This is a genomic window from Microcoleus sp. Pol12B5, assembly GCF_036701335.1.
GTDB lineage: Bacteria > Cyanobacteriota > Cyanobacteriia > Cyanobacteriales > Microcoleaceae > Microcoleus.
In genome coordinates, this window is sequence record NZ_JAUBQQ010000002.1 from 67626 (window position 1) to 82569 (window position 14944).

9 protein-coding genes are annotated in these 14944 nt (G+C 45.3%); 7 read left to right on the top strand and 2 right to left on the bottom strand.

The annotated features are described in order from the left end of the window. The first annotated feature begins 98 nt into the window (after positions 1–98). The 7 genes from treY (at position 99) to QUA24_RS01645 (ending at position 13608) form a co-directional block, all read left to right on the top strand. On the top strand, positions 99–2894 hold the full coding sequence (gene treY / locus QUA24_RS01615; RefSeq protein ID WP_333226894.1) for a malto-oligosyltrehalose synthase: 2796 nt from the start codon (positions 99–101) through the stop codon (positions 2892–2894). Between the two features lie 677 nt (positions 2895–3571). Then, entirely contained in the window at positions 3572–5479 is a 1908-nt protein-coding gene (gene dnaK / locus QUA24_RS01620) for a molecular chaperone DnaK (protein WP_333226678.1), read from the top strand. 197 nt (positions 5480–5676) lie between these two features. Beyond that, positions 5677–6189, top strand: a complete 513-nt coding sequence (locus QUA24_RS01625) for a DUF4112 domain-containing protein (RefSeq protein WP_333226680.1) — start codon at positions 5677–5679, stop codon at positions 6187–6189. A gap of 609 nt (positions 6190–6798) precedes the next feature. After that, entirely contained in the window at positions 6799–7401 is a 603-nt protein-coding gene (locus tag QUA24_RS01630; RefSeq protein ID WP_333226683.1) for a PadR family transcriptional regulator, read from the top strand. 277 nt (positions 7402–7678) lie between these two features. Beyond that, positions 7679–9544: an efflux RND transporter periplasmic adaptor subunit gene (locus QUA24_RS01635; RefSeq protein ID WP_333226684.1), complete on the top strand. Its 1866-nt coding sequence runs from the start codon at positions 7679–7681 to the stop codon at positions 9542–9544. A gap of 187 nt (positions 9545–9731) precedes the next feature. Further along, positions 9732–12935: an efflux RND transporter permease subunit gene (locus QUA24_RS01640; RefSeq protein WP_333226686.1), complete on the top strand. Its 3204-nt coding sequence runs from the start codon at positions 9732–9734 to the stop codon at positions 12933–12935. 403 nt (positions 12936–13338) lie between these two features. Continuing rightward, positions 13339–13608, top strand: a complete 270-nt coding sequence (locus tag QUA24_RS01645) for a hypothetical protein (protein WP_333226688.1) — start codon at positions 13339–13341, stop codon at positions 13606–13608. 98 nt (positions 13609–13706) lie between these two features. On the opposite strand, the gene QUA24_RS01650 is transcribed toward QUA24_RS01645, so the two are convergent. After that, positions 13707–14126: a hypothetical protein gene (locus QUA24_RS01650; RefSeq protein WP_333226690.1), complete on the bottom strand. Its 420-nt coding sequence runs from the start codon at positions 14124–14126 to the stop codon at positions 13707–13709. A gap of 243 nt (positions 14127–14369) precedes the next feature. After that, positions 14370–14909 carry a hypothetical protein gene (locus QUA24_RS01655; RefSeq protein WP_333226692.1) on the bottom strand — a complete coding sequence of 180 codons (540 nt, stop codon included), beginning with the start codon at positions 14907–14909 and terminating at the stop codon, positions 14370–14372. Between the last annotated feature and the right edge of the window lie 35 nt (positions 14910–14944).

Here is a 14944-nt window from a genome sequence, read left to right on the forward strand (position 1 = left end):
ATCTCGTTCCCAGCCTCTGCCGGGGAATGCAGTCGAGGAGGCTCTGCCTCATATATTAAAAAAGAAAACCCTAAACAAGCAGGAGTAAAATTAACATGATGAGAATTCCCACAACAACTTATCGGATTCAATTTCATGGAGGTTTTAACTTTGAAGCCGCCAAACAAATCCTTAGCTATCTAGAAGATTTAGGAATTACCGACCTTTACGCTTCACCGATATTTAAAGCCAGAAAAGGCAGCTCTCACGGATACGATGTCGTTGACTCAAATCAGCTCAATCCCGATTTGGGAACATCAGAAAATTTTGAAGCCCTCACATACGAAATCAAGAAACGGAACATGGGATGGCTGCAAGATATTGTCCCGAACCACATGGCTTACGACACTCAAAATTTGTTGCTGTTAGACGTATTGGAACACGGGCCAGATTCCGACTATTTCGATTACTTTGATATTGAATGGAATCATGCTTACGAACATCTCAGAGGTCGAGTGCTGGCTCCGCTGCTGGGCAATTTTTATGGAGAGTGTTTGGAAAATGGCGAGATTCAACTCAAATACAGCGAAAATGGGCTGAGCATCAATTATTATAGCTTAAAATTGCCCGTAAGAATTGAATCTTATGCTAAATTTATTAGTCATAATTTGGGGCATTTAGCCAGAGAATTAGGCAGACGCCATCCAGATTTTATCAAGTTTTTAGGAATTCTTTATTTGATTAAAAATACACCTTCAGAAACTAAAGGTAAAACCCGATACGATCAGATAGCTTTTGTCAAAGGGCTGCTGTGGGAACTCTACAACCAAAATCCCCTTGTACAGGAATTCATTGATGAAAATATCAAAGTTTTTAACGGAGAAAAGGGGAATGCCGAAAGCTTTAATCTGCTAGACGATTTGCTTTCCGAGCAGTTTTACCGTCTGTCTTTCTGGAAAGTGGGGGCAGAAGAAATTAACTACCGAAGGTTTTTTACGGTCAACGAGCTTATTTCGGTAAAAGTTGAAGAGATTAAAGTTTTTCACAAAAACCATGCTCTGATATTCGACATGGTTGATGAGGGAAAGTTTACCGGATTGAGAATCGACCACATCGACGGACTTTACGACCCCACAGAATATTTGAAACGGCTCCGGGAGAAAGTCGGAGATACTTACATTACTGTTGAAAAAATTCTGGAACACGAAGAAGATTTGCCGTCATATTGGCCGATTGAGGGAACGAGCGGCTACGACTTTTTGAATTACGTAAACGGCGTTTTTTGTCGGTGCGATCGCGAACAGCAATTTAGCGAAATATATCAGAGATTTACTCGCTTGAATGTTCCCTATGAACAGTTATTTTTAGATAAAAAAGGACTGATTGTTGAGAAAAACTTGGCGGGAGATGTAGACAATCTAGCTCAACTTTTGAAGAATATCTCCGGTCAGTCGAGACAGGGAAATGACTTTACTCGTCCCGGTTTGGAAAAAGCATTGGCGGCTGTTTTGACAATTTTTCCAGTCTACCGAACTTACATCAATCAAGACGGTTTGAGAGAGTCCGATCGCACTTACGTACAATATGCGATCGCCCATGCCAAACAACAAGCACCCAGACTCCTCAAGGAACTTAAATTTATCGAAACGGTGCTGTTACTGGAAGAAGAAGAAACTCTAACACCAGAACAAAAAGAGCAGCGTCGGCACTTTGTAATGAAACTCCAGCAGTTGACGGGCCCATTAATGGCAAAAGGCGTTGAAGACACGCTTTTATACGTCTACTATCGGCTTTTATCCCTCAACGAAGTGGGAGGAAATCCCAGTCAGTTCGGCGTGTCGCTGGGAGATTTTCACGAGTTCAACAAACAACAGCAAGTCGCTTGGCCGCACAAAATGAATGCTACAGCTACCCACGATACCAAACGCGGCGAAGATGTGCGAGCCAGAATAAACGTTTTGTCAGAAATTCCCGATGAATGGGAACAGCAAGTCAGGTCTTGGAGAGAGGTAAACTCTTCTAAGAAAGTCAACTTTGCGAATCGAATGGTTCCAGATACTAATGACGAATACTTCCTGTACCAAACTCTGCTTGGCAGTTTTCCCTTTGAGGGAATTGAAAACACTGATTATGTCGATCGCCTGAAAGATTATGTGATTAAAGCTGTCCGCGAAGCAAAAGTTTATACGGCTTGGCTGAGACCGGATAACGATTACGAAGCTGGTTTTATGACCTTTGTCGATACCGTTCTCGAACCTTCGGAACAAAATCAGTTTCTCAACAAATTTACACCTTTCTGTAAAAAAGTAGCTAATTACGGAATTTTCAATTCTTTATCTCAAACGCTGCTGAAAATCACGGCTCCGGGCGTTCCCGACATTTATCAAGGGACGGAATTCTGGGATTTAAGCCACGTCGATCCGGATAACCGCCGTCCCGTGGATTTTGAGCGCAGAATCGAGGTTTTGCGGGAAATTAAAGAGCAAGCTCAGACGGATATTTTGCAACTGGTTGAAGATTTGATTGCGACGCGAGAAGACGCGAGAATTAAGTTGTTTTTGACGGCAAGAGCCCTAGAAGCGAGAAAAAAATACTTGCAAGTTTTTCAATCTGGCGATTATCTGCCCCTGGAAGCAGTTGGCACGTTTAAAGATAATGTTGTTGCCTTTGCCAGAAGCTTTGGAGAGACTACAGTTATTGTCATTGCTCCCCGGTTTTTGACGGGAATTGTCAAACCGGAAGAAATGCCGATCGGCAAACAAGTCTGGAAAGATACTAATTTGAAATTATCCGAGCAAATGCCGTCGGTTTGGAAAGATGCAATTACAAATCAGGCGGTAGAAAGTAACGGTACTTTGGCAATTGGTGACGCTCTTACTTACTTTCCTGCAGCTCTGCTGATCGGTAAAAAATAGCAATGAAAAGCTGGAAAATTTACTAACTTTCCGAGATTCCCAGGAGGCAGACTTGAGGCTCTCCCTCAATAAAATATTGCTTCCCCGGCACAGCCTGGAAGTAAACGGGTAGGGACAGGGCAATGCCCTGTCCCTTTTTAGAATTGATGTTATATCAAATCCGTTAGCATCGGAATAGTAAATTCAAGTTCGCTGTTGACGGTTGACGGTTGACTGTTTACTGTTCACTGTTGACTGTCAACCGTCAACCGTCAACATCATAAGGAGTGTAACCGGAAATGATATTAAACCTGATTTGAAGCCAAAAAACGGATCGGCCCTACCAACCAAACAAAATTTATATACATAAGACGGCAAACACAACACAACCTATACGGTTTGCCACAATACCCGAATCGCTCCAACCCCGTACATTAGGAAGAGTAAAGAAAAGCAGTCAACAACTGTAGCGGTGCAAACCTCATGAATGCAACCGTCCCCCAAAAGGTTCGGTAAACACGCCTTCATCGCCTGGTCTAACCACCCGCAGTATAGAGATAAGCACCTATCTAAGACTGTATTAAAGCAGGACTCACTATCCGTACACCCCCCACAGGTGAAATCGCAGTCCTGAATAACCAGACTATCACACAGATAGAAAACCAAAATTTTGTAGAGATTGGAGCCGGAACACCCCTATGGGAAAAGTAGTTGGAATTGACTTAGGTACAACAAACTCCTGCGTCGCAGTTATGGAAGGCGGCAAACCCACCGTCATAGCCAACGCCGAAGGGGGTCGCACCACACCTTCTGTAGTAGCATACGCTAAAAATGGGGATCAACTTGTCGGACAAATCGCCAAGCGTCAAGCCGTGATGAACGCCGAAAACACCTTTTACTCAGTAAAACGGTTTATCGGGCGTCGGGTTGATGAAGTAACCCACGAAACCACTGAAGTTTCCTACAAAGTTCTCAAAGTCGGCAACAGCCTCAAACTAGACTGTCCCGCCCGTGGCAAGCAATTTGCCCCAGAAGAAATTTCTGCACAAGTTCTCCGCAAACTCGTAGAAGACGCCAGCAAATACCTCGGCGAAACTGTTACCCAAGCGGTAATTACTGTTCCCGCTTACTTTAACGACTCCCAGCGCCAAGCTACGAAAGACGCGGGAAAAATTGCTGGTATAGAAGTGCTGCGGATTATTAACGAACCTACAGCAGCAGCTTTAGCTTACGGGTTAGATAAAAAGAGCAACGAAACCATCCTCGTATTTGACTTAGGTGGCGGTACTTTCGACGTATCTATTCTCGAAGTAGGCGACGGCGTGTTTGAAGTGTTAGCAACTTCTGGAGACACTCACCTCGGCGGTGACGATTTCGATAAAAAAATTGTTGATTTCATCGCTAATGAATTCCAAAGAGCCGAAGGCATTGACCTCCGCAAAGACAAACAAGCACTGCAACGCCTGACGGAAGCAGCAGAAAAAGCCAAGATTGAGCTTTCAAGCGTTACCCAAGCAGAAATCAACCTGCCGTTTATTACCGCGACTCAAGACGGGCCAAAACACTTGGACACGACTTTGACGCGGGGCAAGTTTGAAGAACTGTGCTCGGATTTGATCGATCGCTCCCGCATCCCTGTTGAAAATGCGATCCGCGACGCCAAATTAGACAAATCTGCAATTAATGAAGTCGTCTTAGTTGGTGGTTCTACGCGCATTCCTGCGGTGCAAGAACTGGTTAAAAAACTTCTTGGCAAAGACCCCAACCAAACGGTAAACCCGGATGAAGTGGTCGCAGTCGGTGCAGCAATTCAAGCCGGCGTACTCTCCGGCGAAGTCAAAGACATCTTGTTGCTCGACGTTACTCCGCTGTCTCTCGGCGTCGAAACCTTGGGTGGCGTGATGACCAAAATCATTCCCCGCAACACCACTATTCCTACCAAGAAGTCGGAAACTTTCTCGACTGCTGTAGATGGCCAAACAAACGTGGAAATTCACGTTTTGCAAGGCGAACGGGAAATGGCGAATGATAACAAGGATTTGGGAACCTTCCGCTTAGATGGAGTTCCACCAGCCCCCCGTGGCGTACCTCAAATTGAAGTTACTTTCGATATCGATGCTAACGGTATTTTGAATGTAGCTGCTAAGGATAAAGGTACTGGCAAGGAGCAATCGATTAGCATTACTGGTGCTTCTACTTTGCCCAGCAATGAAGTCGAGCGCATGGTGAAGGAAGCCGAATCGAATGCTTCTGCTGACAAAGAGCGTCGCGAAAAGATCGATCGCAAAAACCAAGCTGATTCTCAAGCCTATCAAATCGAGAAGCAGTTAGCAGAATTGGGCGATAAAGTTCCCGCTGATGACAAAACTAAGATTGAAGGGTTGCTCAAAGACTTGCGCGAGGCCATTGGTAGTGAAGATGACGATCGCATCAAAACCCTAACAACAGAGTTGCAGCAAGCATTCTACGCTGTCAGCAGCAACCTTTACCAGCAAGCAGGCGGCCCAACTGACGGCCCTGGTGGCCCCGGCGGCTACGGAGACGGTGGCCCGACAGGTGGCGGCGACGACGTGATTGACGCCGACTTCACTGAAGGCAACAAATAACAGGCTAAATTAAAAGCCCCCAGCTAGAAGCAAGAAACCCGGTTTTGAACAGAAACCGGGTTTCTGTTCATTCAAAAACAAACAAAAGGCGATCGCCCAAAATCAGTAAAAATCTGCTTGAGGCATAGTGAAAAAAATTGAATATGCTTCAATAAATATCATAAACTAGCAGTAATATCGCAATCGAGAGCCATTAAATGTCACGTTCTCCTATACAAAGTTCCTCCCCAAATAACCCCAGCCCATCTCATGTAGCATCCTTGCGCCGACTGCGCCGGATCAGCCATTTACTAGACAATGCAATTCCGATTCCCGGCACAAAGTACCGCATCGGACTCGATCCTATACTGGGACTGATACCGGGCGGCGGCGATGTAATCAGTTCAATTTTTGCAGGATATGTTGTCTTCAAATCCGCTCAAATGGGAGTGCCTCAAGAGACATTAGTAAAAATGGCAGCTAATATCGTATTTGATACAGTAGCTGGTACTGTACCGGTAGCCGGAGATTTGTTGGATGTTGCTTGGAAAGCTAATGTCAAAAATATAGAATTGCTGGATGCTCATTTAGGTTCCCCTGAACAAGGCAAAAAAGCCGATTGGCTATTTGTGGCAGCGTTGCTGTTGGGTTTGATATTAATTGTCGGAGGCGTGATTTTCTTGAGTGTGATGCTTTTTGGATGGCTCTTTCAAGTAATTATAGGGCGTTAATTGGGGTTTGATGAGGAAGATAAATCACTTTCTTTGTGTCATATTAATAGCATATAATCGGGAAAAATTTTCCTGAAAAATCATCTTTGAGGATGATTACGGGAATGAAAAAACATCTGGGTCAAACTACCCATATGGTGCGTTGCTTTTTTTATGCCTCAACAAAGAGCTAACATCTCACTGATCCGTACATTACAAACAGGGCGAGTGGAAACAAACCCAACACTTTTTTTACTGCAATACTTGAGAAAAATAATAGGAGTATTAGCTACAAAAAAAACAGTGGCTGCAATCAATCTTCAATAAATAATAAAGTGTGTCAGGGTTGAAAAATTCAACCAAATCTTACCAATAAAAGTTCTGATTCTCTTGCCAAGAAGAGATATGTGGCAGAAATCTGAGATCTTGCACCATTCTCAAGAACAGGCTTTCCGGCCTGTTCCACAAGAAAAATCCCTCTGGATATTAAAAAGTATATCTTAAGTGTATTGACAAATATTATTTAATTTGCATATAGCTGTAAATATTCTTTGAAACTAGGGATTGACCCGATCGCCCTTGAGTCCGATATAGTGATATAATCCAGACTATAATATCAAATTGATATAAATGCTTGAATTATCAGCCCTTGGACTGCTACAGTTGCAACCCATGCACGGCTATCGGCTAAAGCAAAAACTGGAGCTGTTTATGAGCAGTTGCATCAGCGTCAACTATGGAGCGATTTACCCACTCCTGAAGCGCTTGGAAGAGCGAGGCCAGATTGCGACAATTGCCGAAGAAGCCGGAGATGCGGGCTGTCCGCGCAAAATCTACGGAATTACCGCCCAAGGGCGCGAACTCTGGCGGCAAAAAATGCTCGAACACCCTCAAGAAAGCTGGGTTAACAGTGGTTCCCGGTTCCAAATCAAGTTTTTCTTTTTTGGCGACTTAGAACCTGCTGAACGGCTGAAGCTATTGGAACACCGCTTGCGAGCCTGCTACACCCGGCAAGACTACATCGAAAGTCTCAAGAGCGAATATCCACTAACAGATGACTATCAATTTGCCTCTCGCGATCGCTGCAAGTCAGTGCTGGCGTCAGAGATAGAGTGGTTAACCGAGCAACTAGCCAAGGAAAAAAGTGCGATCGCCGGAGTGCGTGACTCCCCTATCTCCGCTGAATCCGCCGACTCCCAGGGAAAAATCCTTCTAACTCACCCACTCAGGTGAGTCATAAGAAGGATGTGTAATCTTCCCTGCCTATCGTAACTTTTGAGAAATAACAAAAAGCTTTCCTAAAAATAATCACTCCCTGGCTTGGCTACCTGCGATCGGACTAAAGCGCTTCACATACCCCAACCCATTAAAAAGGGACTTTCCAGATTCCATCCTGTTTAAAAGCGCTTGTCCTTATTCCCCCTCTATTTGAGGGGACACCGGAGGAATCAAAGATTCGGCCAAAGTCTCAGTAAGTCAGAAGTTAAAAAAAATCTAAGTGGTGCTGCCCATGAGTTATTCTAAATCCCCAGAATCCGTCGTTGAAGCCCAAGAGCAAAAATCTCCCACACCGGAACTGCACCCAATGGATGCAGACAGCGAGCAACGGCAGGATTCTGCAGCCATTGCCGATCGCCCCCAACCTGTTGCTAAACCCGAACTGCACCCAACCGATGCAGACAGCGATCAACCAGAAGATTTTGCAGCCGTTGCCGATCGCCCCGAACGTGCTGCTAAACCACGATCGCGCTGGCCCCTAATTGCCGCGATCGCGATCGCCACAGGCGCAGCAGGTTTCGGCTGGTACTCGTGGCAATCGGGTCATAATCGCGCACAGCAACCGGCAGCAGCAGCCCAACCCCCAGGCATACCAGTCAAGCTCGCAGCCGTACAAACCAGCTCAGTCCAAGAAGCCTCCGAATTTGTCAGCAGCTTAGAGGCCAAGCGTTCGGTAGAAATCAAACCCGAAGCAGAAGGGCTAGTCACCGAGATTTTTGTCAAATCCGGGGACTTCATAAACAAAGGACAAGCCATCGCCCGCATGAAAAGCGACAGCGCCCAAGCTGACTTGAGGCAATCTCAAGCCAACCTGATCCGCGCTCAATCCCACTTAGCCGAGTTGCAAGCAGGAACCAGGCCCGAAGAAATCGCCCAAGCTCAAGCCCAAGTCGCGCAAGCCCAAGCCAACCTCGCCCAACTGCGATCGGGCTCTCGGCCAGAAGAAATTGGTCAAGCCCAAGCCCGCGTTAGCCAAGCTGAAGCTGACCTCGCCGATGCCCAAACAGGTAGCCTCTTAGAAGACATCGCCCAAGCAAGAGCGCAAATAGAAGCAAGCACAGCCGAAGCAAAATTAGCCACCCAGCAGCTTGCCAGATATCAGGCATTGGCAAGAGAAGGTGCAGAATCTGCCAACACTCTTGAGCAATACACCCAAAAAGAAGGCAGCGCCAAAGCCAACCTCCGAGAAGCTCAAAGGCGGTTTGAGCAGCGACAAAAGAACAGACAAGCCGAGATCGAGCGCCGGACAGCAGCCTTGCAACAGCAGCGGCAAGCTTTGCGGCAATTGCAAAACGGTTCGCGCCCAGAGGAAATAGCCAAAGCCGAAGCAGAAGTTGCACAAGCCAAGAGCAGATTAGCGCAGTTAGCCAACGGCACTCGCCAAGAACAGCTCGATCAAGCTGAAGCGCAAGTTGCCGAGGCCGCCGCTCAAGTGCGCGGCTTTGAAGTACAACTACAAGAAACTGCCGTCATCGCGCCCTTCGCAGGAGTCATCGGCGACATACCAGTGAAAGTAGGTGATTACTTGCAAAAAGGTGATGCCCTTGCCACCCTGACTGAGAACCAATTGCTAGATTTGCGGTTATCAATTCCTTTGGAACGGCAGCCTCAATTACGCTTAGGGCTGCCAGTACAAATGCTCGACGCTCAAGGTAAGGCGATCGCCCAAGGTCAAATCAGCTTTATCTCCCCCAACGTCAGCGCCAATTCCCAAACAATTTTAGCTAAAGCCACCTTTCCCAACCCCACCGGCGAACTGCTTAATCTCCAGTTTGTAAAAGCTAAAGTCATCTGGAAACAGAACCCCGGAATTTTAGTTCCAGTAACAGCAGTCACTCGCTTAGGTGGGGAAACTTTTGTCTTCACAGCTCAAAAGCCGGAACAGCCAAAACCTGGGATGCCACCTTTAGTAGCGCGACAAAAATCCGTGAAATTGGGAGCCATTGAGGGGAATAATTATCAAGTTATTCAAGGTTTGAAAGCCGGGGAAAAAATTGTTACCGCAGGCATCCTTAACCTGACAGACGGTGTTCCGATTATGGCTCAAGAGGAAGGGGGAAAAGCTGGGGAAAAATTACCAGTAGGAAGCAAAAAATAAGGTATGTTGTTGCGCTTTAGCACTCTTAATTCACTTCTTAAGAGCGCACAAGCGCAACTACGTACTGTATGTGAAACTACTTGATTGCTCAGCTATTAAAAAAGGGGAAATTTTAATTTTTGACGTAAGTCTAATTAGGAATTAGAAATTACGAATTATCAACTAACAACTACCCATTACCCAAATAATGTTTGCAGATTTCTTTATTAAACGACCAGTCTTTGCTAGCGTCTGCGCCTTAATTATTATCTTGGTAGGGGCAATCAGCATCCCCAGCATACCTATCGAGCGCTTCCCCGACATTAGCCCTACCCAAATCAACGTCACAGCTAACTATAGCGGGGCGAGTGCTGAAATTGTCGAAAATGCCGTTACCAACATCCTAGAAAGGCAAATCAACGGGGTTGAAGGACTAAAATATCTAACTTCCAGTAGTAGTAACGATGGCACCAGCACCATTACAGCTACCTTTGATTCCTCGCGCAACAAAGACATTGCCGGCGTCGATGTTCAAAATCGAGTTGCAGTTGCTCAACCACAACTACCAGATGCCGTACAACGCACAGGAGTTAGAGTTACAAAACAATCTACAAGTCTCCTATTAGCGATCGGTTTATTTACAGAAAATAAAGAATACGACACCATCTTTTTAAGCAACTACGCTGACCTATATTTAGCAGATGCCTTAAAACGGGTAAAAGGTGTGGGCGACGTGCGAATTTTTGGGGAAAGACGCTATGCAATGCGTTTGTGGATAGACCCTAATAAATTAGCAGCTCGCCGTCTCACAATGCAAGATGTAACGAGAGCTCTCAACGAACAAAACTTGCAAGTTGGTGCTGGGAGAGTTGGTCAAGAACCTGCTCCACAGGGACAAATGTATCAAATTGACTTGCGTGCTGAAAGTCGCCTGAAAGAACCAGCAGAATTTGAAGAAATCGTCCTCAAAACCGAGACAAATGGAACCTTAGTTAAATTAAAAGATGTGGGTAGAGCAGAACTAGGGGCAGAAAATTACAGCTCATTTCTGCGATTTCGAGGCAATGATGCAGTAGGTTTAGGGATTTACCAACTGCCTGGAAGTAATGCTTTGAATGTTGCCCATGCCGTCAAGACAGAAATGGAAAAACTAGCTGTTGCTTTCCCTCCGGGGCTGATACATAGAGTAGCACTGGACACGACTTTGTTTGTAGAAGAGTCGATGGCAGAAGTAGTCAAGACCTTATTTGAAGCTGTCTTGCTAGTTGTTATAGTTATTTTTGTTTTCTTGCAAGACTGGCGCACAACTATTATTCCTATCATCACAATTCCAATTTCTTTGATTGGGACGTTTGCCTTTATCAAAGTTTTCGGATTTACGATTAACAGTTTATCTCTTTTTGGTCTGACATTAGCGACGGGATTAGTGGTTGATGACGCTATCATTGTAGTAGAAAATATTGACCGCCTGATCCGCCAAGGCATGAATGCCCGCGAAGCGGCTTTTGAGTCAATGCGGGAGCTTTTTAGCGCTGTAATTGCGACTTCTTTAGTGTTGATGGCGGTGTTCGTGCCAGTGGCATTTTTCCCCGGAACTACGGGAGCGCTTTATAAACAATTTGCGCTGACGATTGCTTTTTCAGTATTGCTTTCTACCTTTATTGCTATTACTCTAACGCCCTCACTTTCAGCTATATTACTGCGTCGGGGGCCGAAGTTTGGGGGCCCGTTAGGTTGGGTTTTTGACCGTTTTAATGGAGTTCTCAATTGGGTACAGCGGCAATATCGGAAATCCTTAATATTTCTAACAGGAATTAAAACTATTGTCACCCTCGTGTTCATCGCTTCTCTAGGAGTAACAGCTTGGCTTTATTTATCAGTCCCCACAGCATTCATCCCGGAAGAAGACCAGGGCTATTTTATGACAATTATTCAAGGGCCCCAGGGTGTTTCGCTGCAATACACTCAGAAAGTAATGGATCAAGTAGAACAAGAAATCCTCAAACTTCCTGAAGTTGTCGGGACTTTTTCAGTGGGTGGATTTGGTTTTAGCGGTAGCACTTCTAATCAAGGCATTATATTTACTACACTGAAATCCTGGGAAGAACGTCACGGAGAAGATCAAACTGTACAAGCGATTATTGGTAAGTTGCGGGGTCAGTTTTTCTCGATTCCCGAAGCTAGAATTTTTCCTGTGAATCCGCCGGCTATTCAAGGTTTAGGTCAATTTGGGGGTTTCCAATTTCAATTGCAAGATCGCAAAGGTAACAGCGGTTTAGATGGCTTAGTCCAGACTATGGGCGGGATTTTGAAGCAGGCAAATCAGACACCGGGATTGCAAGCGGTATTTAGTACGTTTGCTGCGAATACGCCTCAGTTAATTGTGGAGGTTGACCGCAATCGAGCTAAGGCTCTAGATATTCCCATTAATGATGTTTTCAGTACGTTACAAACGGCTCTGGGTGCTCAGTATGTGAACGATTTTAACCTCCAGCAGCGCAATTATCGGGTTTATGTTCAGGCGGATAAACAGTTTCGTGATAACCCTGAAGATATTGGGAAATTGTATGTGCGTTCTGGAAAGAATGAAATGGTTTCTTTGAGCAATTTGGTGAAGATCACTCCGGTGGTGGGGGCTCAAACTGTTAACCACTACAATTTGTATAGGTCAATTGAAATTACTGGCTCTCCTGCTCCGGGAGCGAGTTCTGGACAGGCGCTAAAATCGATGGAAAAGGTGTCGGCTCAAGTGTTGCCATCGGGTTTTGGCTATGAATGGTCGGGGAGTTCTTTAGAAGAAATTGAATCGGGGGGTCAAGCACCGATTATTTTTGGTTTGGGGCTGATTTTTGTGTTCTTGGTGTTGGCGGCTCAATACGAAAATTATGTCGATCCTTTCATTATTTTGCTATCGGTGCCTCTGGCGATTTTGGGTGCACTTTTAGCTCAGTCGTTGCGGGGTTTGGCGAATGATGTTTATTGCCAGATTGGTTTGGTGATGTTGATTGGATTGTCGAGTAAAAATGCGATTTTAATCGTGGAGTTTGCGAACCAGTTACGGGAGCAGGGATATTCAATTGCTAAGGCGGCAGTTGAGGCTTCTCAAGAGCGTTTACGACCGATTTTGATGACTTCTCTGGCTTTCATTTTGGGTATTGCTCCTCTGGTTAACCCAGAAGGTGCGGGTGCAGCGAGCCGCCGATCGCTAGGGAATGCGATCGCGGGGGGAATGGTTGTTTCTACTGTGTTGAGTTTGTTTATAGTGCCGGTTCTGTATGTGGTGGTTGTCTCGGCTCGCGATCGCTTTAAGAAGCGCGATCGCCCGCAAAATCCGCCCGAGGATGGCACAATTTTGAACGGGAAAACAACTCACCACGAGGAGATTGAACGCGATAAAGTATCGCCGTTGTAGTTGGTAAGTTGAAAAGGCGATCGTTTTGTGAGTCTCATTGGTGCGATCACCCAAAACCCCCCAATCCCGCATCAAAACCCCCAAAGTCCCCAGATTAGTCCGGGGATCAATTCTTCAATCCAAAATCCAAAATGGATTGACGGCGGCCCCCATCTGCGGCTACGCTTTGAAGTTAGAGGTTGCTTGCTTGTAGAGGAGGCAGCCCGCGTCGCCCAAAAATCTAGTTGCACTGCCCAAAGCTGCTCGTAACAGCAATGGACAGCTAACCGCCAAACTGATCACAGCAGTCTGGAGGCTAACGGAGTATCTTAACATCCTCTGTAGCCGCCCTGCTATGTGTTGAAATGCGGGGCGGCTGGGTTTTTGGGTTTTTCTAGAAAACCCAAAACCAGGAGAACATATTATGTCACAGGAATTCTTGCCTGACGACAACAAGTCCGATCGCCCAAATGACGACTCAGCAGCAGTATGCGAACAGGAAGTGGTGCTGTTAACGGTTGTCGGTTCGCCCAAGGGTGTCAGGGAAACAATACTCACTTTGTACCGACTGGGATTTGCCGAAGTCGGCGATTGGAGTCCCCTACAACGTGCGGCTAATCCGAAGCAGGTGATGAGCGTACTGATCCGTCGTTCGCGGGCTAACCGTACACCGCCGAGAAAATCTGGACGGTAAGCTGCGCTGTCCTTTTGATTGAAGCGAAAAATCTTCGTGGGGTGGGCGTCTCGCCCGCCCTAAAAATACAATTACTTACTGGGCGTTGATATTGGATTTCAGGGTAAAAGTAAGAGACTGGCGATCGCAGGCAACAATTTACTGCAAGCTTCTACCAACGTCGCCGCACTAGGTAAACCAGCAATTGTCCCTTTCAAAATTTTCATTGCCGTTTTCCCCGTCTTTTGCATTGTGCTTTCTTGGGGATTTTTCCCGACTTCTGCCAAAGTTTTTACCTGGTCCAATGCTTCAGCTTTATCATCATCAGATAAATCCGTTTCAGCCTCGATCGCTGTTTGTAACTCAGTCAATAATTCTTTGATTCCCGGTTCATCTGGTTTAGCAGAATCAGATAATTGATTAATTGTATTGGCAACAGTACCGCTGATATCACCTAAACTTAAGGCTCCTGCACCACTAGCGTTAACGGTTCCGCCTGTAATTTCTATTTTGCGACTTTGGTCGATTTGGTCACTCATAGCTTTACTCATCGATCTAGATTTCACTTCATTAGTAATCTTAACATTAACAGGTCGCCTAGCCAACAACTTTATAAGTTCATTTAGCTCCGAACTTTTCTGACGGTAAAATTATATTTCTCTACCTTTAGCTTGCAGTTCAGATTTGTACTTGGCTTCTAAATTTTTGATAATTTGCTCATAGGCCTGGATAATTCGAGTAAGACTTTCGTCATTTTGCATGGTTTGGCTCAGAGTTTATGCTTACTTATCCTCCTGAATAATATTAATCGACAGCGGTTGTTTAGCTAACATCTCTGTTAGTTCTCTCATTTCAGCTATTTGCTGGCGATATAAAGCGATTTCCTCATCTTTATATTTTAAGTCTGCCTTGTATTTTTGGGCGATCGCCCTTAGTGACGCAACATCCTCTGATTCGGATATCGACTCATCTTCTTGACTGGGATTAGCAGCGGTTTCAAGCTCTGTTAAACTTTTAGAAACTGCTTCGGAAATAGCGATATCTTGACGGTACATGGCAATCTCGCAATCTTTGGTTCGCAATTCAGCTTGATATTTATCTTCAATAGCCTTTAACAGTAGTTCGTAGTTTTGCTTTAACTCGTGATAAATTATAGCTTGCTTATCATCTGTAAAAGCATTGACAAAGATTGCAATTACTCCCTTTTCGGAATTTTCTATACTCTGGATTGACAATTCTGTGTTTTCATTCGCAATGGCAGCTTGCAATTGCAGCAGTAATTCTTTAAATTCCGGCTTTTCTGAACTTACTGATACGCTCATAGCTTTGATTTCCACTGTTATCAGAGTTTGACTAA

Coding starts and splice junctions, on each gene's coding strand:
- QUA24_RS01635 (WP_333226684.1), top strand. CDS start 7,679: ATGAGTTATTCTAAATCCCCAGAATCCGTCGTTGAAGCCCAAGAGCAA.
- QUA24_RS01625 (WP_333226680.1), top strand. CDS start 5,677: ATGTCACGTTCTCCTATACAAAGTTCCTCCCCAAATAACCCCAGCCCA.
- QUA24_RS01645 (WP_333226688.1), top strand. CDS start 13,339: ATGTCACAGGAATTCTTGCCTGACGACAACAAGTCCGATCGCCCAAAT.
- dnaK (WP_333226678.1), top strand. CDS start 3,572: ATGGGAAAAGTAGTTGGAATTGACTTAGGTACAACAAACTCCTGCGTC.
- QUA24_RS01655 (WP_333226692.1), bottom strand. CDS start 14,909: ATGAGCGTATCAGTAAGTTCAGAAAAGCCGGAATTTAAAGAATTACTG.
- QUA24_RS01640 (WP_333226686.1), top strand. CDS start 9,732: ATGTTTGCAGATTTCTTTATTAAACGACCAGTCTTTGCTAGCGTCTGC.
- QUA24_RS01630 (WP_333226683.1), top strand. CDS start 6,799: ATGCTTGAATTATCAGCCCTTGGACTGCTACAGTTGCAACCCATGCAC.
- QUA24_RS01650 (WP_333226690.1), bottom strand. CDS start 14,126: ATGAGTGACCAAATCGACCAAAGTCGCAAAATAGAAATTACAGGCGGA.
- treY (WP_333226894.1), top strand. CDS start 99: ATGAGAATTCCCACAACAACTTATCGGATTCAATTTCATGGAGGTTTT.